The organism is Neobacillus sp. GCM10027624, assembly GCF_042675345.1.
GTDB classification, from domain to species: Bacteria; Bacillota; Bacilli; order Bacillales; family Cytobacillaceae; genus Neobacillus; species Neobacillus cucumis_D.
In genome coordinates, this window is the sequence record NZ_JBHTHD010000010.1 from 304,411 (window position 1) to 325,120 (window position 20,710).

Below are 20,710 nucleotides of genomic sequence, written 5' to 3' on the forward strand. Positions count from 1 at the left end.
GATTAAGATGACAACTAAGCTAGTTTATAAGAATCGTTTTATTGTTGCACATGTCGAGTACGAAGGGGAACATTTTGAGTATAAATTTGGACGAAGTAACTCCTTAAGGCATATATCTGAGACCCTTCCGAAACTGGTTACCGATGAGTTGTTCATGAGACGTATTAGAGAAAGGGTGACTGCGTAAGTGGGGAGACGTAGTTCAAAAGAAGCGCGCTACGACCGGATGGATCAGTATGAAAAACGCAAGTATAAAAGAAAAAATAGTCCTTTAGGGCGCGAGGAAAAGGACTGGACCGAATTCTTAATGAAAATGATTAAAAGAGGCGCAAGCAGTTAAAGGGGGGATTTAGCGATTATGGCAATATATACAGCGGTTGCGAACGTTGAGAAATTAGAGGCTTCAGAGTTCCTCGTTATCAACCTTTACGACAAATATTTAATCGATCAGATAATCGGACCGTATGAGGGACCGGAAAAGGCAATCGAACGAATTAAAGGCTTAATGGAGCGTCATGGCGGTTCTGTTCTTCTAATGACGTCAAACCGTGAAATTTATGCGCAGACTTTAAACGAGCCAGGTATTCACGGGGTTATTAAGCATTATGATTCCGTCAGTGAAACGGCTTCGAGCTTAAAAGATGCCGAAGAGATTTTGCGAGATATATACGATATTGAATCGATTGTACCTTTGCCGGAATTACCGAAATGGCGCCTAAGACTATATTTATTTTTTATTAGATTAACAGACAAAATCGGAGGAAGTGGTAAATATGTTGAAGTTTGATTTATATGAGCAATACCTTCAGGAGCAAGAAAACGCAAAGGCAGCACGCCAAAAGTTTCTCGATCGTGAAAGTGAAGCGATGGAAAATTACGTTGCTGCTCAGTACAAATACGAAAACACACTGGCGGCATGTATTCGCGAAGGAAAGGACCCTTCAGAAGAACTTGACGCCCTTGACCAAGCAGTCCAAGACACTAAAACGATCTATTTGCGAAGAAAGCAAGAAACGGAAGCTAGCGGTCGTTATATCAGCGGCAGCATTAAGCCGGGTGACGTGGTAAAGGCATTTAACGCTGGTTATAAGGGAAAAGTCACTAATTCAATTTTGCCGTCCATAGAAGAGCGCGTGGAGATGGGGCGTAATTTAATCTTATCGGCAATGCTTGATTATTTCCAAGCGCTTCAGGAATATCGTCCAATTACAGATGAGATGAAAGAATTAGCTATTGCTGCAAGAGAAAACGGGGAAACGTCGGCTTATATTGCGGTAGAAAATCCAATATTAAAGAACGCTGACTTTGACGGAAGGGCTCAAGTGGTTAATAAAGTCCTTGGAGTACCTTCGGACGTGATAAATGTAGAAAGTAAGCTCCGTTTACCTGAGAACGCTGAATATATCGAGAAAATTAAAGGGGAGAAAAAATAATGAAACAACATTTTACTATTCGTGAAAGAGAACTACAGAGCAAAATGCTGTCAGGAGAGTTACTTGAGGCTGATATTAAAGCAGCTTTCGAATTAGCGCAAGACACAGGCAAAATCGAACACCGCAGCCTTTATTCTCAATTAAAACAGGCATACGCAGTTCAGGAAGAGAAAAAAGCAAATACTCCGGACGATAGTGTGATGCAATTTGCCGAAGATCTCGTCAAGCTATTCAAGGAAGATAATGACCTCGACAGTTCTTTAAAACAATATGAGGCGATTAAGCAAGCATACCAAGCGAAAACAGAAAAGGGAGATGACGAATAATGGGTTGGAGAATGATGGTACTAGAAACAGGAACAATAATCGACGGTGACTCGGAACTGCTTAGCAAAATTGAAGGTGAGGACCTATCCGATGTAGATATTAGCGAATTCGCTTTATCAGCGGATGATGTAGCTAATGCATACAACCTAGCGAAAAGTACGCGATACACCTACGTTTATGAGAGCGGTGTTCAAAATCCTCAATTAATTAAGACTCATGATAACATCAAACGTTACGCAGTCCTAAAACAAGCATATCTTGATCAAGCCAACGCCAACTAAGGCGTTTTTATTTTGCGCATTTGGACTAAGTCAGTCGTCATGCTGAAGGTAGGAGCGCATCATAATTTCCTCCAATTGGCGGCCCTTCCCCCAGGGTCGTCCTTTTTACATATCGCCTGATGAACCAGCGGACGGCATACCGCTGACGGGAGGGTTAATATATGCCGAAGAAAGGGAGGAGAACAATGTTACTAGAAACAAGAATAAGGCGGTTTGACCAATTTACGAGAGACTTAGATCAATCGTTTAACAAACTTGCACAAAACCGCAGAATCTCAAGGTCCGCTTTGGCTCACGTTTTTTGGTACGAAAGCTTTTTCAGAGCTCTCGAAAACGATCCGCAGTGGCAAAGCATTGCAAAAGCTAGCCTAGAAGTAATCGCTCGATTCAAAAACCTGGCGGAAGCATTCAATAACGGGCAATCTGATGCAGTGACAGACCATCTCGCGCACCAATTTGCGAAAGCAGTAGATAAAAACACTGAGGAGGTGCTGAAATGTTTAATCTCCAAGCCCGTCTAAGCCTTAGAGATGATTTCACTTCTCCAATGCGTCGTGTTTCTCGTCAAATTCAACAGAATCAGAGGTCGATTGAACGATTAACTCGTGCTCATGAGGAAAACGGAAGATCAACTTCACGGGCAACCAGAGCAGCAGAACATTTTACCAATGCTCTTCGCGGAGTAGGAGGTGCCTCCAAGGGTATTTTCTCATTAAAAGGCGCCTTTGTCGGTTTAGCGGCTGCCATTGGTGGCGCCAAAGCTGCGCAATCATTGTTTAATAAAACGATCGGAGAAGCGGCCAAATTTGAACAGAGCTCGGTAATGATTGACGCCCTATTTAACGATAAAAAGGCGTCGTCAAAGTACCAAAAGATGCTTACGGACATGGCTATTAAGTCTCCGGTATTCAATTCCGCTGATATGTTCGACAACTCAAAAAGCTTTATCACGTTGACTAAAAATACGAATGAATTACAGAAAATGTGGAAGCTGGCTGAACGAATGGCTGCAATTGATCCGATGCAGGGCGTTGAAGGGTCGGTTATGGCATTGCGTGAATTGTTTTCGGGTGACGCTACCAGCATGGTCGAACGTTTTGAGATGCCCCGTAAAGTGATGAATGAAATCAAAGGAATGGATCTTCCGGAGCAGGTGCGAGCCCTAAATAGATACTTTAATTCTATCGGAATGACCGAAAAAATTATCAAGGATGCCGGAGGAACGACGCTCGGTATTTGGTCGCAGATAACGGAAGCCGTCGATAAGATGCTCCGTGAAATGGGTCAGCCAGCACTTTCGGTAATTAAGAAGTTCCTTGGCGAAATCAATAAAGGTATAAGTGGCGGTGATTTAAGCGGATTCCAACAGACTGGCGCTAATATCTTAAAGAATGTTGCAACTGGATTTGTAGCTGCGGCAAAAGGAATTGGAAAATGGATTAGTAGTATTCAAAATAACGCAGAATTCCAAAAACAGACAACTCTATTTGGGCGCGTCAAATGGGTCATTGAAGACCTATTCAATAAGTTTAACGAGTGGTTAGATAATGGCGGAAGAGATAAAATCGCCAATACATCTAAGGCATTAGTCGAAATTTTAGCCGCTACTATTGAGGCATCTGCGGATACGCTCACACCAATCGCAGTAAACTTAGGGTCTGCAATTGGTTCCGGCATTGTTTCGGGAGTAAATGAAGCGCTAAAGTCATCTTGGATTTTGCAGATGCTGGCTGATCCTCAGTCTGCGGTAAAATGGGCAAAGCAAAAGGCAACGACTATTATTGCTAAAAAAGTATGGGGCGTCTCGCATTCGGGCTCTAAATCGTCCACACCAAGCAGCAGTACAAAAGGTGTAAATCCTTATGGTGTACGGACGAATGGTCCCCTTCCTTCGCATCACGGTGGATTAAATCGGGTCCCATATGACGGATACGTGGCGCGTCTCCACAAAAATGAAAAAGTGGTACCGGCTTCCCAAGTAAAAGACTACGAAAAAGGCGGAAACGTATACCAATTCGGAGATATTCATATTAACGGAACCGGATCGTCCAAAAAGGATGCTGATAAACTATTCGAATATTTCGTTAAGAAGATCGAAACTGCTGGCGGTGCCGGTGCTTAGCAATAACGGCTGACTTCTTCGGAGGTCGGCCCTTTTTTTGTCTACTGACGAAAACACACGCAATACAGACGCTAGAATTTTTTTCCATTTATCTTAATCTTTGCGATATAATAGGCATTAAGGGGGAGATAAAATGACTACTGAAGGTGTTTTGGGTCTTATAGGCGGTATTTTAGGGCTATTTGCTGCGATGATTGTATTTATTTTAGGCGGGCTTATTATGGAAGAATTAATCTGGAAGGCTCTAGTCGGATTTGTTTGCGGTGCTGCCGGAATAGTTGGCGCTGTCTTAACGAAGAAGAATCCGCATATGGCATCCGTGTTATTGATTGGGTCCGCTGTTGCCGGAACATACTTTATTACCTGGACGTACTTATTAGCGGATGTACTGTTGATTATTGCGGGGATTATGGCGGTTAGAAAAGGCGATAAGATAGTCGATGCAGAAACGATTGACCAATAGTGCTTGAGATTCGCTCTCAGACGAAATTATCTTTCGTTTTGCGAATGATTGTCCGTCTCGATTCGTTTAAATGACGATTAAGTTTCCGTTGCCTCTGCGGATTTTTTACCGTTGACAACCTACGACTCTAGCGTTATGATTTGAATAACGTTAAGGTTCGTCTTTGTAAAAAATATCGCGCAGTGGTTTTACGGAACATTGCCGTAAACGTTATTAGATTAACGATTACCCTCGAGAGCGCCAACGGGTGGTGCAACGGATAGCACGTAAGATTCCGGTTCTTGAGATGTGGGTTCGATTCCTGCCGAGGGCGTCATAAAAGCCTCCTGTTCTGTAACGACAGGGGGTTTTTATTTGTCTAAAATTTCGACACTTTTTTAAAAATATCTGAAATCATTTAACCTTCAAAAAAATATCCAAGTTCCTTAAAACCCTTTTAAAGCCTGTATTCTTCGCAATCCAATCGAAAAAAATATTCCATATACCAATTTCTTGCCATACACCAAATCCCTTCTATCATGTAAAATAGAACTATGGGGGGATTGGAATGAACTTAAAGGCTGGTTTATGGCAACAGCAAACGTTAAAATTAACCATGACGCAGGAGCTCTCGCAGGCTATTGCGCTTTTGCAATACAACGCTCAGGAACTAACTGCTTTTTTGGAAAATAAAGCGCTTGAAAATCCCCTAATGCAGATTGAAAATGGGAATGTTCAACCGATGAATCCGTTGATTGACCGAAACCGGAAAAAATCCCAAAAAGCAGAAAAAGACTGGATTGAACAGATTGCCGGAAAGACTGGGAATTCACTTGAGAATCAATTAATTTCTCAATTAAACTTAAAAACTCTTACACCTGAGCAATTAAAGATAATCCGTCATCTTATTCATAATCTTGATGAAAACGGTTACTTATTAGGCAATCTGACTGATATGGCAAAAGCGTTAAAAGTGCCGGAAGAGCTTGTCAGCGAATGCTTACTTATCATACAAACACTTGAACCAGTCGGAATTGGTGCCCGGAACCTACAAGAGTGTTTATTGATTCAAATAGAATGGGAATATCCTGATGAAGAATTGGCTCATAAAATCATTTCCGATTACTTTGTTCCCTTTGCAGATAAGAAGTGGAAACTGATTGCAAAAGAGCTGCAAGTATCACTAAAGGATATTCAAGATGTATTTGATCTTATTCAACTGCTCAATCCTAAGCCGGGAGCACAATTAGGCCTAGGGGATAATACCACTTATGTTATTCCTGATGTCATAGTCGAACGGAATGGGGACGAGTATACGATTCGGATGTGCGATGACTCCCTGCCAAGACTTTCATTTAATGATGGTTACTACAAGAAATTTTCTGGTATTCAAGGGCAGGATCCTAGTGTTACGCGGTTTTTACAAGAGAAAATGCAAGATTATCAGTGGATCTTGAAAAGCATTGAACAAAGGAAAGAAACATTAACAAAAGTAGTGGCGAAAATATTAGAAAAGCAGGTAATCTTTTTTCAAAAGGGGCCAAATTATTTATCGCCTATGACAATGAAGGATATTGCAAGTGAACTGGAAATTCATGAATCTACGGTCAGCCGTGCTGTTCGTGAAAAATTTGTGCAAACGCCAGTTGGAACTTTCCCGTTAAAAACATTTTTCACGAGTACCATTCAAACTACATCTAATGAAAATACTTCATCAACATTGGTAAAAAAAGCAATTTCTTCTTTGATTGAAAAAGAAGATAAGCAAAAACCACTATCTGATCAAGAAATTGTTGAACAGTTAAAAGATGCTGAAGGGATGGTCGTGTCGAGACGAACCATTGCGAAATATCGTGAACAATTAGGAATTCCTTCTTCGTCCAAAAGAAAGCGGTTTAATTAATGGTTGTGTTTAAAAGTAATTGTTGATTTACTAAACAATGTTGATTGGAGCGCAAATCAGTACAGCTTCCTAATTAAAAGGAGTTAAACATGGAACCAATTCTCGTCACCTTATATACCAGAACGCGCTGTCCATTATGTGATAAAGCAAAGAATACTTTAATGGAACTTAAAGAAACTTGGAATTTTGCTCTGGAAGAAATTGATATAGAGGAAAGTGATGAACTAACGGAACGTTATGGCTTAATGATTCCAGTCGTTCATATTGATGGGGAAGAAGTTGGATTTGGCTATGTTGATAAATTTGACATAAGTAACCGTTTGCAAGAAAAATCTGAATCTTAACTGTTGAAATTACATTTCACTCCTGCTACAATAAAGGAGTGATTTTTTTTAGCTGTAGCGGGACATAATATGTCACAGGTGGACATTTTGTGACCAACTACATAATATAAAAGGAGCTTATGCTCATGCAATCAATCATCGACATCCAAAAAAGGCTAGTTCCTGATATTCTACAGATGCTGCAGAAGAGACATCATATTCTTAGATACATCGGATTCATGCAGCCAGTAGGAAGAAGAAGCTTAGCCGTAAGCCTTGGGTATACGGAGAGAATTCTCCGAAGTGAAGTGGATTTTTTGAAGGATCAAAACTTAATATTCATCAATAGTGTTGGAATGAGTCTAACATCTGATGGAAAAAATTTACTTGAAGATTTAGAAGGACTCATGCGTGAACTTAAGGGCATTGATGTGATGGAATTAGAATTAAAGCATCGTATGGGTATTAAAAACGTCATTATTGTCCCGGGTGATAGCGAAGACTCTCCTATGGTGAAAAAGGACCTTGGTAAGGCAAGTGCCTCTTACATGAAAAAACATCTGGGAGGGAAAAATATTATTGCTGTGACCGGTGGGTCCACAATGGCGGCAATTGCCGATGAGCTTTCTCCGGAAACGGACCAAAAGGAGATTTTATTTGTTCCAGCACGGGGCGGTGTCGGTGAGGATGTTCACAATCAAGCCAATACCATTTGCTCGATTATGGCGGCAAACATGAAAGCGAAACATCGTGTATTTTATGTGCCCGATCAGGTTAGCCCGGAGATTTATGATTCACTTATTAAAGAGCCTGGGATTCATGAGGTTTTAGAGTTAATCCAATCGGCTAGCATGGTTCTCCATGGGATTGGGGACGCTATGACAATGGCTGAACGCAGAAAATCAAGCTCCGAAATCCTAGGGAAAATTGAAGAGGAAAAAGCTGTTGGCGAAGCATTCGGTTATTACTTTAACGAACTGGGTGATATTGTACACAAGGTATCTACCATTGGTATCCAACTCAGTGACTTGGCCCGCATTCCGGATATCATTGCGGTAGCAGGCGGTGCATCAAAGGCTAAGGCTATTCGGGCCTATATGAAGCAAGCACCGGCATCCACGATTTTAATAACGGATGAAGGTGCAGCAAGAAAGTTATTAAAAGGGTAAATCCTTTGAATATAAATCCTTAACCAATTAAAGGAGGAAATTATCATGACAGTAAAAGTAGGAATTAACGGGTTTGGTCGTATTGGACGGAATGTATTCCGTGCGGCATTAAACAATTCAAATATCGAAATCGTAGCAATCAATGACTTAACAGATGCTAACATGTTAGCACATCTTTTAAAATATGATACTGTTCACGGAACTCTTACTGAGGATGTAACAGTTGATGGTGAATACTTAGTAGTTGGCGGACAAAAAGTAAAAGTTATCGCTGAGCGCGACCCTGCACAACTTGGTTGGGGAGATCTTGGTGTTGAAGTAGTAGTTGAATCTACTGGCCGCTTTACAAAACGTGAAGATGCAGCAAAACACCTTGAAGCGGGTGCTAAGAAAGTAATTATCTCTGCTCCAGCAACAAACGAAGATATCACAATCGTTATGGGTGTTAACGAAGATAAATATGATGCAGCTAACCACCATGTATTATCAAATGCATCTTGTACAACAAACTGTCTTGCACCATTTGCAAAGGTACTAAACGATACATTTGGCATCAAACGCGGTATGATGACAACTGTTCACTCATATACAAATGACCAACAAATCCTTGATTTACCACATAAGGACTACCGTCGTGCTCGTGCAGCTGCAGAAAATATGATTCCAACATCTACTGGTGCTGCTAAAGCCGTTTCTCTAGTTTTACCAGAGCTTAAAGGAAAATTAAATGGTATGGCTATGCGTGTTCCAACTCCAAACGTTTCTGTTGTTGACCTAGTTGCAGAATTAGAAAAAGATGTAACAGTTGATGAAGTAAATGCAGCGTTAAAAGAAGCTGCTGAAGGTCCATTAAAAGGAATCTTAGCTTACAGCGAGCTTCCATTGGTTTCTAGTGACTACAATGGCGCAACTGTTTCATCTACGATTGATGCGTTATCAACAATGGTACTTGAAGGAAATATGGTTAAAGTACTTTCTTGGTACGATAATGAAGTTGGATACTCTAACCGTGTTGTTGACTTAGTAGATTACATCGCTCAAAAAGGACTTTAATCATAGAACATTTTCGATTGGACGGGATTGGCAAAAACGCCAAAGGCAGTCTATAATGGAAAATGGCGTGACAAAGGGGAGAGGGGAAGATTCCCCCTCCTTTTTTTAATGTAATTGGATGTACCATTGATCGTTATTCGAAGTACATATTAAGGAGGTCCTTTTCATGAACAAGAAATCATTAAAAGATGTGGATGTTAAGGGAAAACGCGTTTTTTGCCGAGTAGATTTTAATGTTCCGATGCAAGAGGGGAAAATCACCGATGAAACGCGGATTCGAGCTGCATTGCCAACCATCCAGTATTTAAGGGAGCAAGGGGCAAAGGTTATTTTAGCGAGCCACTTTGGCCGTCCAAAAGGCAAAGTAGTAGAAGAAATGCGGTTAGCTCCTGTTGGCCAACGTCTTGCAGAATTGCTCGGCAAAGAGGTTAAAATTGCCGATGAGGCGCATGGAGAATCTGTAAAAGCCTTGATTGGAACGATGAATGATGGGGATGTTCTCCTTCTTGAAAACGTTCGTTTTTATCCAGGTGAAGAAAAGAACGATCCAGAACTTGCGAAAGCATTTGCAGAACTTGCGGATGTGTATGTGAATGATGCTTTTGGTGCGGCACATAGAGCACATGCTTCAACAGAAGGTGTTGCCCACCATCTTCCAGCTGTGGCCGGATTTTTAATGGAAAAAGAGTTGGAGGTACTTGGCAAGGCTCTTTCCAATCCAGAGCGTCCATTTACAGCGATTATCGGCGGTGCAAAGGTAAAAGACAAAATTGGCGTTATTGAAAATCTATTAGAAAAAGTGGATAACTTAATTATTGGCGGCGGCCTTGCTTATACATTTATAAAAGCGCAAGGTCATGAAATCGGTCAATCACTGCTCGAAGAAGATAAAATTGACTTAGCTAAGTCTTTTATCGAAAAGGCAAAGGAAAAAGGCGTTAATTTTTACATGCCAGTGGATGCCGTTATCGCAGATGAATTTTCGGCGGAAGCGAATACACAGGTTGTTTCAATTGAAGCGATTCCTGCTGATTGGCAGGCACTTGATATTGGTCCTAAAACCGCTGAGATCTACCGTGAAGTCATTAAAAAATCAAAATTAGTCATTTGGAATGGACCGATGGGTGTATTCGAAATGGATAAATTTGCAGGCGGAACAAAAGCAGTTGCCGAAGCACTTGGAGAAGCGGAAGAAACATATTCCGTTATTGGCGGTGGAGACTCTGCAGCGGCAGTAGAAAAATTCCATTTAGCAGATAAAATGAGCCACATCTCAACTGGCGGCGGTGCTTCTCTTGAGTTTATGGAAGGAAAAGCATTACCTGGAGTCGTGGCGTTGAACGATAAATAATTTTTTTCAACTATAGAAAGGATGGTCCAGCATGCGTAAACCAATCATTGCAGGCAACTGGAAAATGCACAAGACTCTTTCAGAAGCCAAAAGCTTTGCAGAAGAAGTGAAAACATTAGTTCCTGCACAAGACAAAATTGAATCCGTCATCTGCGCACCTGCGTTATTTTTACAAAGCTTAGTGGAAACAGTTAAAGGCAGTGATGTAAAAATTGGTGCACAAAACATGCATTTTGAAGAAAGCGGAGCCTTTACTGGGGAAATTAGTCCAAAAGCTCTTGCTGATTTAGGAGTGCAATATGTAATCATTGGGCATTCGGAACGTCGTGAAATGTTCAATGAGACAGATGAGTCTGTAAACAAAAAAGTTCTTGCAGCTTTCCATTACAATTTAACTCCAATCGTTTGCTGTGGTGAAACACTTGAACAGCGTGAAAACGGTGAAACGATGAATTTCGTTGGAGGCCAGATTGAAAAGGCGCTGGCTGGTTTAACAGATGATCAAGTAAAACAAACCGTTATTGCTTATGAACCAATTTGGGCAATTGGCACAGGTAAATCCTCCACTTCAGAAGATGCAAACGAAGTGTGTGCACATATTCGTCAGGTGGTTGGAAAGCAATTTTCGGAGGATGTTGCGAACGCAGTAAGAATTCAATACGGCGGCAGCGTGAAACCTGGCAATATTAAAGAATACATGGCACAACCTGATATCGATGGTGCTTTAGTTGGCGGAGCCAGCCTTGAAGTGCAATCATTCCTGCAGCTATTGGAGGCAGGAAGCAATGAGTAAATCTCCTGTTGCGCTCATTATTTTAGACGGTTTTGGATGCCGTGATGAACATAAAGGGAATGCTGTTTATCACGCGAAAAAGCCGAATTTTGATCGTTATTGGGAAACTTTCCCTCATTCCCATTTAACGGCATCCGGCGAAGCAGTAGGTCTTCCTGAAGGACAAATGGGAAACTCTGAAGTCGGGCATTTGAATATCGGTGCCGGCCGGATTGTATATCAAAGCTTAACTCGTGTAAATATTGCAATCCGTGAAGGGGAATTTGAAAAAAATGAAACCTTCACCGGAGCGATGGAACATGTAAAAAAACATGGAACAAGTCTTCATTTGTTTGGATTACTTTCAGATGGAGGAGTTCACAGTCATATCAACCATATGTTTGCTCTATTAAAGCTTGCAAAGGATGAGGGCGTTGAAAAGGTATATATTCATGCCTTCCTTGATGGCCGTGATGTTGGGCCGAAAACAGCAGAAACATATATTCAGCAGACGCTGGACAAAATGAAGGAGTATGGTGTTGGCGAATTTGCTACCATCTCTGGAAGATATTATTCAATGGATCGTGATAAACGCTGGGAGCGAGTTGAAAAATCCTATCGTGCAATGGTTTATGGGGAAGGTCCTTCGTACACAAATCCATTGGAGGTTGTCAAGGATTCGTATGAACATGGCATTTTCGACGAGTTCGTAATTCCATCTGTGATTACAAAAGAAGATGGACAACCTGTGGCAACGATTCAGGATAATGATGCCGTGATTTTCTATAATTTCCGACCTGACCGTGCCATCCAAATTTCAAATACGTTCACGAACGAAGATTTCCGTGCTTTTGACCGTGGTCCTCAGCATCCAAAGGATTTATTCTTCGTTTGTTTGACACATTTTAGTGAATCGGTTGATGGATATGTTGCTTTTAAACCATCAAACCTTGATAATACCCTTGGTGAGGTCTTATCGCAAAATGGATTAAAGCAATTGCGAATTGCCGAAACGGAAAAATATCCACATGTGACGTTCTTTATGAGCGGCGGTCGTGAGGATAAATTCCCTGGGGAAGAACGGATTTTAATAAATTCCCCAAAAGTAGCCACATATGATTTGAAGCCTGAAATGAGTGCATATGAAGTAACAGATGCCCTGTTAAAAGAAATCCAGGCAGATAAATTTGATGCCATTTTACTAAACTTTGCTAACCCTGATATGGTTGGCCATTCAGGAATGCTGGAGCCAACGGTTAAGGCGATTGAAACGGTTGATGAGTGTTTAGGAAAAATTGTTGATCTTATTCTTGAAAAAGGCGGAAAAGCGATAATTACTGCTGATCATGGAAACGCCGATGAAGTAATCACGCTCGAAGGTGAGCCAATGACGGCCCACACAACTAATCCGGTACCTGTGATTGTAACAAAAACAGGTGCCCAATTACGCGAAGATGGAATACTTGGCGATTTAGCCCCAACCATGTTAGATTTATTAGGTGTACAAAAACCAGCTGAGATGACAGGAAAATCATTAATCAAATAATTAAATTTATTTTTAGGAGAGATACAAATGCCATTTATTGTTGATGTTTATGCACGTGAAGTTTTAGATTCCCGCGGTAACCCTACTGTTGAAGTTGAAGTATTCACTGAATCAGGCGCATTTGGCCGCGCATTAGTACCAAGTGGTGCCTCTACAGGTGAATACGAAGCTGTTGAGCTTCGCGATGGTGACAAAGAGCGTTACCTTGGCAAAGGTGTTTTAAAAGCCGTTGAAAACGTGAATGAAATTATTGCTCCATTCCTTGTAGGCGAAGAGTTCAGCGTCCTTGATCAAGTTGGTGTTGACCAAGCTTTAATCGAGTTAGACGGAACTGAAAATAAAGGTAAATTAGGAGCAAACGCGATTCTTGGTGTTTCGATGGCGGTTGCCCATGCTGCAGCTGATTACTTAGATGTTCCTTTATACCAATACCTTGGGGGATTCAACTCTAAGCAGCTTCCAGTACCAATGATGAACATCGTAAACGGCGGAGAGCATGCTGATAATAACGTTGATATTCAAGAATTTATGGTTATGCCTGTCGGTGCGCCAAACTTTAAAGAAGCATTACGCATGGGTGCAGAAATTTTCCATAGCTTAAAAGCAGTTCTAAAAGGCAAAGGCCTTAACACAGCTGTTGGTGACGAAGGTGGATTTGCTCCAAACCTTGGTTCTAACGAAGAAGCACTTCAAACTATCGTGGAAGCAATCGAAAAAGCTGGTTACAAACCAGGCGAAGAAGTCATGTTAGCCATGGATGCTGCATCTTCTGAATTCTACAACAAAGAAGATGGGAAATACCATCTTGCAGGTGAAGGCGTTGTGAAAACATCTGCAGAAATGGTAGATTGGTACGAAGAGCTTTCTTCTAAATATCCAATCATTTCAATCGAAGATGGCCTAGATGAAAACGACTGGGAAGGCCACAAGCTTTTAACAGAGCGTCTTGGCAAAAAAGTTCAATTAGTTGGTGATGATTTATTCGTAACCAATACGAAGAAGCTTGCTGAAGGTATTGAAAAAGGAATCGGCAACTCAATCCTAATTAAAGTTAACCAAATCGGAACTCTTACTGAAACTTTTGATGCGATTGAAATGGCAAAACGCGCGGGCTATACTGCTGTTATTTCTCACCGTTCTGGTGAAACAGAAGACAGCACGATTGCTGACATTGCAGTAGCAACAAACGCTGGTCAAATCAAAACTGGTGCGCCATCACGTACAGACCGTATCGCAAAATACAACCAATTGCTTCGTATTGAAGATCAATTAGGTGAAACAGCTAAGTTTAACGGAATTAAGTCTTTCTATAACTTGAGTAAATAATATAGTTCTTTTTGAATTGAAAACTCCTAAAAATGTGATAAAGCCTCACATTTATAGGGGTTTTTTTATACCCACCTGTATTTGGTAGGTAAATGTCGAATAGTTCATACTGCTAGACTAAATTTTGTCGAAGTGTAGATATTTCGGAGTAGATAGAGTGTAAAAGTGTAATGAAATGGACTTAGAAAGGTTGAAATTTAGATTGTAACTAGAAAATACAATCAGACGTTCTTACCAAAAAATCACCATTTGGTTAAAATGACCATTGTTTACTAAAAATTCCAAATAATGAATAATAAGGAGGTATGACAAATAAAGGGGGAATCCGATAGATGTTGCGAAAAAAATCGATTATTACAATCTTAACAGCAAGTATGGTTCTTTCAACTGGGGCCGTTTATGCTCAAACGACAAGTTCGGCCAATGGACAATCAGACACAGCTTTTGACAACAAGATTATCAAAAAAATCAGTGCGGATAATATGTATAACACCATTGCCTTGTTATCTGAGCAGCCGAGGGAGGCTGGCACAGAAGGGGAAGTTCGTGCAGTAAATTACATAGAGGGGCAATTTAAGAGTTTAGGTCTTGAAACAAAAGTAATCCCTTTCCCTATTTACGATTATCGGACAAACCATGTGTGGGTGAAAATTGGCGGTACAGACTTGTCTGGAACAGCTCCCCGTGCGTTCAGCGGTAGTGTAAGTGGAAAAGTCACAGCTCAGCTTATGAATGTTGGAAAAGCAAAACCTGAGGAAATTACTGATGCTGTGAAAGGTAAAATTGCCTTAGTGGAACGTGGGGACCTAACGTTTGTTGAAAAGGTGCAAAATGTTCTTGAAAAAGGTGCCGTTGGGGTACTTATGTATAATAATGGTAGTGGGAATAGTTTTGGGCAAGTTTCAGAGGGACAGAATATCCCGGCTGTTGCTATCACACGTGCTCAAGGTTTGGCATTGGTTGAGCAATTAAAGTCCGGACCGGTTGAGTCAACCTTAGATGTCGATATTGACAAAATTGAGAAAACCTCATATGTGGTAGAAGCGAAATTGAAGCCGAACAACAATAAGGATACAGGACAAATCATCACCATTGGGGCGCACCATGATTCTGTTCATGGCGGCCCGGGAGCAAACGATGATGCCTCAGGAGTATCAGCTGTCCTTGAATTAGCACGTATATTCTCTAAAACTCCAATTGACACAGAGGTTCGATTCCTTACCTTTGGTTCAGAGGAAAGAGGTCTGGTTGGTTCGTCGTTTTATGCATCTCAGCTTCCAAAGAGCGATGTGGATCGTATGGTTGCCCACTTCCAAATGGATATGATTGGCGGGCGTGATGCAGGGGAAGATAATCCAGCAGGCGGCTTAATCATGTATACAATCGACGGTAAGAAAAATCTTGTAACGGACTTAGGATCCTCTGCTGGTGCAAGAACGATGGATGTAGCAATACCATATGGACAATTAGGGCGAAGTGATCATCAGCCATTCCATGAGCTTGGAATTCCTTCAGCACTATTTATCCACTCACCGGTTGAGCCTTGGTATCACCAACCGACGGATACAATTGATAAAATTAGCAAGGAAAAGCTTCAGCAAGCTGCTTCGATCGTGGGAGCCGCTGCTTATCAAATTGCTCGTCCAGACACGCCAGCTCTAGTAAATGCACACGTAGCTCCAGGACCAGTTGATTATGATTTTGAGGACCGCCCAGTAGATTAATAAAATTAATTCAAAACCGCTTGAAACGAATGTTTTAGGCGGTTTTTATATACGTCTTAGGATAGTCCTATTCCTTTTCTAAAAAGCATATTTGAGAAACTGCTTCCGATTATCCGTTGATCTCCCAAAAGCTGTCAGAACAACTCTATTGTGAAAAGGGAAATAATATGGTAAATTTAAGATACTGTGATGCACGTGTAACTGGAGGTGGCCTTATGCATACATTAGTCGTAATCTTATTAGTAATCGTAAGTATCGGACTTATCGCTGTTGTTTTACTTCAATCAGGAAAAAGCGCTGGTTTATCCGGTGCCATTTCAGGTGGTGCTGAATCACTATTCGGTAAGCAAAAAGCTCGTGGTATCGATCTAATCCTACATCGTATTACCGTCGTTTTATCGGTGTTGTTTTTTGTACTAGCTGTTGCTGTTACCTACTTTAAAGTTTAATGACAAATGCTCAAAACCCGGCTGGATTGCCGGGTTTTTTTATCGCTCTAAGCCTTTTTTCTGGAATGTTCGCCACCCCATTGCTTAAACTAAGATAAGCTAGAGATTAAGAAGGAGTTTTTACATATGAGAATTTCATTACCAAAGCCATTTACCTTTGAAGGAGGAAAAAGAGCGGTTCTCTTGCTGCATGGATTCACCGGGAATTCCTCCGATGTGCGGATGCTGGGCCGTTTTCTTGAAAAAAAGGGCTATACTTGCCATGCCCCACATTATAAAGGACACGGAGTCCCTCCGGAGGAACTTGTTCATACCGGTCCTAAGGATTGGTGGCAAGACGTACTGAATGGCTATGAATTTTTGAAAAATAATGGTCACGAGGAAATTGCAGTCGCCGGTCTTTCCCTTGGCGGGGTATTTTCTTTAAAATTGGGTTACACTGTACCTATAAAAGGCATCGTAACCATGTGTGCGCCTATGTATATTAAAAGTGAAGAGGTTATGTACCAAGGAGTTTTAGAATATGCCCGCGAATTTAAAAAAAGAGAAGGAAAAACAGAGGAACAAATCGAATTGGAAATGAACGAGTTTGCAAAAACTCCCATGCAAACATTACGCGCTCTTCAGGAGCAAATCGCAGATGTTCGGGACCATGTTGATTTAATTTATGCTCCAACCTTTGTGGTTCAAGCTCGCCATGACAACATGATCAACACGGATAGCGCCAACATTATTTACAACAACATCGAATCTGTTCAAAAACAAATCAAATGGTTCGAAGATTCCGGACATGTGATTACTCTAGATAAAGAGAAAGAACAGCTTCATGAAGATGTATATGCCTTTTTAGAAACATTGGAATGGAACGATTAAAGCACCCGAAAAGGAGGGATTTGCTTGGAAGATACAATTCAAAAGCATATTGACAAGCTTTTGCATTATATGAAGGACGAAGCCTATAAACCGTTGACTGTACAAGAACTTGAAGCTGCTTTTGGGATTCAAGATTCTAGTGACTTTAAGGAGTTCGTTAAGGCATTAGTCCAAATGGAGGAGAAAGGATTAGTTGTTCGAACCCGGAGTAATCGCTACGGCTTGCCGGAAAAGATGAACCTAATCCGCGGAAAATTAACAGGCCATGCAAAGGGCTTTGCCTTTGTGATTCCAGATGAGCCGGGAATGGACGATATTTTTATTCCTCCAAACGAAACAAACACGGCCATGCACGGTGATACGGTATTAGCACGCGTGTCATCAGAGAGCACCGGCCAGCGCCGAGAGGGCAGTATTATCCGGATCATTGAACGAGGAATTCAGCGAATGGTCGGAACCTATGTGGAAAGTAAAAGTTTTGGTTTCGTGATTCCGGATGATAAAAAGTTTGCTAGTGATATTTTTATCCCGAAAGCTGCTTCAAAAGGAGCAGTAGAAGGGCATAAGGTAGTTGTAAAATTAACTACCTATCCAGAGGGACGCAAAAGTGCCGAAGGGGAAGTCGTTGAAATTCTTGGACATAAAAATGATCCGGGAGTGGATATCCTCTCGATTATCCACAAGCATGGCTTGCCAATGGCCTTTCCGGAGGATGTTCTGCAGCAAGCAAATGAAACACCGGATACGATTGATGAGAGTGAACTGGAGAACCGACGTGATTTACGGAACGAAACCATTGTGACGATTGATGGTGCAGATGCAAAGGATCTCGATGATGCCGTAACAGTTACGAAACTTGAAAATGGAAACTATAAGCTTGGTGTACATATTGCCGATGTCAGCTATTATGTAAAAGAAGGATCACCGATTGATGTAGAAGCTGCAGACCGGGCAACAAGTGTTTATTTAGTAGACCGAGTAATTCCGATGATCCCTCACCGGCTCTCAAATGGAATTTGCTCGTTGAATCCAAAGGTGGACCGCTTAGTTCTTTCTTGCAATATGGAAATTAGCTCGGAAGGCCAAGTGGTGGATCATGAAATTTTTCAAAGTGTCATCAAGACAACAGAGCGGATGACTTATTATGATGTTAATCGAATTTTGATTGATAAAGATGAGGAAACAAGAAAACGTTATGAACCGCTAGTTCCAATGTTTGAGTTAATGGAAGAACTGGCTGCGATTTTACGCGATAAAAGAATGAAACGGGGCGCCATCGATTTTGATTTTAAAGAATCGAAGGTATTAGTCGATGAGGAAGGAAATCCAACAGATGTGGTTCTCCGTGAGCGTTCCGTTGCTGAGAGATTGATTGAAGAATTCATGCTTGCCGCAAATGAAACGGTCGCAGAACATTTTCATTGGATGGAAGTTCCGTTCATTTACCGAATCCATGAAGATCCTAAGGAAGATAAGCTAAGGAAATTTTTCGAGTTTATCACCAATTTTGGCTATATTGTAAAAGGTACAGCCAATGAAGTGCATCCAAGGGCGCTTCAAGAAATTATTGAAGAGGTACAGGGAAAGCCTGAGGAAATGGTTGTTTCAACGGTGATGCTGCGCTCAATGCAACAGGCGAAGTATGACCCGGAAAGCTTAGGGCACTTTGGTCTTTCAACGGAATTTTATACCCATTTCACATCGCCAATCCGACGTTATCCAGATACGATTGTGCACCGCTTAATTCGCACGTATTTGATTGAAGGTAAGCTGGATGAAGCGACAAGGGAAAAATGGAATGTCCAGCTTCCGGAAATTGCAGCCCATTCTTCAAGAATGGAGCGCCGTGCTGTTGATGCGGAGCGAGAAACGGATGAATTGAAGAAAGCGGAGTATATGGAGGACAAAATTGGTGTTGAGTATGATGGAATCATCAGCTCCGTAACCAATTTTGGGATGTTTGTTGAGCTTCCAAATACGATCGAAGGACTTGTCCATGTCAGCTATATGACGGATGATTATTACCGCTTTGATGAACGCCACTATGCGATGATTGGCGAACGTACAGGTAACGTGTTCCGTATAGGTGATGAAATCACGGTTCGAGTTGTGAAGGTGAATAAAGAGGAGCGCTCGATTGATTTTGAAATCGTCGGGATGAAGGGTACACCACGCCGCGAACGGTCAGAGGCACCTAAAGTCTTTAAGACCGGCAGTGATACCAATAAACCTCGTAGAAACAAGCAGCAGGGGGACCGCAATCAAAGGTCTGGTGATGGCGGCCAAGGCGGCAACGGTTCCAAGTCGAAAAAGAAGCGTAAATTCTACGAAAATGTGCCTAAAAATAAAAGCACAAAGCGGAAAAAGAGAAGATAGTGTAAGGAGGGCCTTCTAGAGGCTCTCTTTTGATTGTACGAGTTATCATAATCTGCTAAAATTAAACCCAGAAATAGAGGTGAGAACATGCCAAAAGGTGAAGGAAAAGTTGTTGCGCAGAACAAAAAGGCTTATCATGATTATTTTATTGAAGAAACATATGAGGCGGGCATCGTTTTGCAGGGAACTGAAATCAAGTCAATCCGTGCGGGTAAAGTAAACCTAAAGGATTCATATGCCAGAATTCAAAATGGCGAAGCTATTCTTTTCGGGATGCATATCAGTCCCTATGAGCAAGGGAATCGCTTTAATCATGATCCATTAAGAACCCGTAAATTATTGCTTCATAAACGTGAAATCAATAAGCTAATTGGTGAAACAAAGGAAGCGGGCTATGCGCTTGTACCATTAAAGCTTTATTTGAAAAATGGCTTTTGTAAGGTTTTAATTGGCCTTGCAAAGGGTAAGAAAAATTATGATAAGCGTGAGTCTCTGAAACAAAAAGAAGCGAAGCGTGAAATTGAGCGTGCATTCCGCGAACGTCAAAAGATGTAGTTTACAAATACTTACAATTGAATTTTTCTCTCAGTGTGTTATAATAAGTTTGTCGCTAAGGAGCGACGGAAACTTTTGCTCTTAACTAATTCTTGAGCACCCGAACGTCTTGCTAAAATCTTTCATTAGATTTTAAGCACATTTTATAATGGGGACGCTACGGATTCGACAGGGGTAGTTTGAGCTTAGGTTGCGAGTCGAGGGGATCGGCCTCGTTAAAACGTCAAAGCCATAACTGGCAAAACTAACAACAACCTCGCTTTCGCAGCTTAATACTGCATAGCGGTTCCTCCCTCCATTGCCCATGTGGTAGGGTAAGGGACTCACTCTAAGTGGGCTACGCCGGATTCCACCGCCTGAGGATGAAGGAAGAGAACAACCAGGCTAGCTGACCGGACGCCTGTCGACAGGCATATGGATCAGCGAAGCGCCAATATGTCGACTACACTCGTAGAAGCTTAAGTGCCGATATCTTTGGACGCGGGTTCGATTAGTAATTAGTCGCCTTGTGTGGTAACACACAAGTGATAATTCGGCTTTATCGGTGAAACCTAAGTCGCATAAATGCGATAAGGCAATGCCGAGCGGTATGTGGAGTAATCCAACAGCCGTGTATCGACTTATAGGCTGCCATGATGAGAGTGGTAGTACTAGGATGCGAATCCTCACCTAAAAGGTAAATTTAT

Annotated in this window: 22 protein-coding genes and 1 other RNA gene; all 23 read left to right on the forward strand. The window is 41.5% G+C overall.

Going from position 1 to position 20,710, the window contains the following annotated elements; all coding sequences use genetic code 11:
* The first annotated feature begins 7 nt into the window (after nt 1-7).
* The 23 genes from ACFQZ9_RS15805 to ssrA all read left to right on the forward strand — a co-directional run bounded on the left by ACFQZ9_RS15805 (nt 8) and on the right by ssrA (nt 20,517).
* Entirely contained in the window at nt 8-187 is a 180-nt protein-coding gene (locus ACFQZ9_RS15805) for a hypothetical protein (protein WP_498944536.1), read from the forward strand.
* A complete protein-coding gene (locus tag ACFQZ9_RS15810) occupies nt 188-340 on the forward strand; it encodes a hypothetical protein (protein ID WP_498944537.1) in 153 nt (50 codons plus the stop codon).
* Nucleotides 341-358: 18 nt separating this feature from the next.
* The gene (locus ACFQZ9_RS15815; protein WP_498944538.1) at nt 359-787 is read left to right on the forward strand and encodes a hypothetical protein; all 429 of its coding nucleotides are present in this window, start codon (nt 359-361) and stop codon (nt 785-787) included.
* Nucleotides 774-1,433, forward strand: a complete 660-nt coding sequence (locus ACFQZ9_RS15820; RefSeq protein ID WP_498944539.1) for a hypothetical protein — start codon at nt 774-776, stop codon at nt 1,431-1,433. Before ACFQZ9_RS15815 ends, ACFQZ9_RS15820 begins: the two co-directional genes overlap by 14 nt.
* Nucleotides 1,433-1,759 (forward strand): hypothetical protein, encoded by a 327-nt coding sequence (locus ACFQZ9_RS15825; protein WP_498944540.1) that lies wholly within the window; start codon nt 1,433-1,435, stop codon nt 1,757-1,759. The genes ACFQZ9_RS15820 and ACFQZ9_RS15825 overlap by 1 nt, the downstream gene beginning before the upstream one ends.
* Nucleotides 1,759-2,040 (forward strand): hypothetical protein, encoded by a 282-nt coding sequence (locus tag ACFQZ9_RS15830; RefSeq protein ID WP_498944541.1) that lies wholly within the window; start codon nt 1,759-1,761, stop codon nt 2,038-2,040. The genes ACFQZ9_RS15825 and ACFQZ9_RS15830 overlap by 1 nt, the downstream gene beginning before the upstream one ends.
* A gap of 161 nt (nt 2,041-2,201) precedes the next feature.
* Complete coding sequence (locus ACFQZ9_RS15835; protein WP_498944542.1) at nt 2,202-2,561, forward strand: hypothetical protein; 360 nt, start codon at nt 2,202-2,204, stop codon at nt 2,559-2,561.
* Nucleotides 2,537-4,162 (forward strand): tape measure protein, encoded by a 1,626-nt coding sequence (locus ACFQZ9_RS15840; protein WP_498944543.1) that lies wholly within the window; start codon nt 2,537-2,539, stop codon nt 4,160-4,162. Before ACFQZ9_RS15835 ends, ACFQZ9_RS15840 begins: the two co-directional genes overlap by 25 nt.
* Before the next feature lie 133 nt (nt 4,163-4,295).
* Nucleotides 4,296-4,625 carry a hypothetical protein gene (locus ACFQZ9_RS15845; protein WP_498944544.1) on the forward strand — a complete coding sequence of 110 codons (330 nt, stop codon included), beginning with the start codon at nt 4,296-4,298 and terminating at the stop codon, nt 4,623-4,625.
* A gap of 547 nt (nt 4,626-5,172) precedes the next feature.
* On the forward strand, nt 5,173-6,507 hold the full coding sequence (gene rpoN, locus ACFQZ9_RS15850) for an RNA polymerase factor sigma-54 (protein WP_498944545.1): 1,335 nt from the start codon (nt 5,173-5,175) through the stop codon (nt 6,505-6,507).
* Between the two features lie 89 nt (nt 6,508-6,596).
* Nucleotides 6,597-6,851 (forward strand): thioredoxin domain-containing protein, encoded by a 255-nt coding sequence (locus ACFQZ9_RS15855; protein WP_498944546.1) that lies wholly within the window; start codon nt 6,597-6,599, stop codon nt 6,849-6,851.
* A 125-nt stretch (nt 6,852-6,976) separates the two neighbouring features.
* Entirely contained in the window at nt 6,977-7,999 is a 1,023-nt protein-coding gene (locus ACFQZ9_RS15860) for a sugar-binding transcriptional regulator (protein ID WP_498944547.1), read from the forward strand.
* Between the two features lie 45 nt (nt 8,000-8,044).
* Nucleotides 8,045-9,052 carry a type I glyceraldehyde-3-phosphate dehydrogenase gene (gene gap / locus ACFQZ9_RS15865; protein WP_198310431.1) on the forward strand — a complete coding sequence of 336 codons (1,008 nt, stop codon included), beginning with the start codon at nt 8,045-8,047 and terminating at the stop codon, nt 9,050-9,052.
* A gap of 166 nt (nt 9,053-9,218) precedes the next feature.
* A complete protein-coding gene (locus ACFQZ9_RS15870) occupies nt 9,219-10,403 on the forward strand; it encodes a phosphoglycerate kinase (RefSeq protein ID WP_498944548.1) in 1,185 nt (394 codons plus the stop codon).
* 31 nt (nt 10,404-10,434) lie between these two features.
* Nucleotides 10,435-11,196 (forward strand): triose-phosphate isomerase, encoded by a 762-nt coding sequence (gene tpiA, locus ACFQZ9_RS15875; RefSeq protein WP_498944549.1) that lies wholly within the window; start codon nt 10,435-10,437, stop codon nt 11,194-11,196.
* Nucleotides 11,189-12,721, forward strand: coding sequence for a 2,3-bisphosphoglycerate-independent phosphoglycerate mutase (gene gpmI, locus ACFQZ9_RS15880; RefSeq protein ID WP_498944550.1), 1,533 nt, complete (start codon nt 11,189-11,191; stop codon nt 12,719-12,721). Before tpiA ends, gpmI begins: the two co-directional genes overlap by 8 nt.
* A gap of 27 nt (nt 12,722-12,748) precedes the next feature.
* Nucleotides 12,749-14,047, forward strand: a complete 1,299-nt coding sequence (gene eno, locus ACFQZ9_RS15885) for a phosphopyruvate hydratase (RefSeq protein ID WP_198310427.1) — start codon at nt 12,749-12,751, stop codon at nt 14,045-14,047.
* Between the two features lie 332 nt (nt 14,048-14,379).
* Complete coding sequence (locus tag ACFQZ9_RS15890) at nt 14,380-15,771, forward strand: M28 family peptidase (protein ID WP_498944551.1); 1,392 nt, start codon at nt 14,380-14,382, stop codon at nt 15,769-15,771.
* Between the two features lie 215 nt (nt 15,772-15,986).
* Nucleotides 15,987-16,220 carry a preprotein translocase subunit SecG gene (gene secG / locus ACFQZ9_RS15895; RefSeq protein WP_026575985.1) on the forward strand — a complete coding sequence of 78 codons (234 nt, stop codon included), beginning with the start codon at nt 15,987-15,989 and terminating at the stop codon, nt 16,218-16,220.
* 126 nt (nt 16,221-16,346) lie between these two features.
* Nucleotides 16,347-17,093, forward strand: a complete 747-nt coding sequence (locus ACFQZ9_RS15900; RefSeq protein ID WP_498944552.1) for an alpha/beta hydrolase — start codon at nt 16,347-16,349, stop codon at nt 17,091-17,093.
* Nucleotides 17,094-17,117: 24 nt separating this feature from the next.
* The gene (gene rnr / locus ACFQZ9_RS15905) at nt 17,118-19,469 is read left to right on the forward strand and encodes a ribonuclease R (protein ID WP_498944553.1); all 2,352 of its coding nucleotides are present in this window, start codon (nt 17,118-17,120) and stop codon (nt 19,467-19,469) included.
* An 87-nt stretch (nt 19,470-19,556) separates the two neighbouring features.
* The gene (smpB, locus tag ACFQZ9_RS15910; protein WP_198310424.1) at nt 19,557-20,024 is read left to right on the forward strand and encodes an SsrA-binding protein SmpB; all 468 of its coding nucleotides are present in this window, start codon (nt 19,557-19,559) and stop codon (nt 20,022-20,024) included.
* 158 nt (nt 20,025-20,182) lie between these two features.
* Nucleotides 20,183-20,517: a transfer-messenger RNA gene (ssrA, locus tag ACFQZ9_RS15915) on the forward strand.
* Nucleotides 20,518-20,710 lie beyond the last annotated feature (193 nt).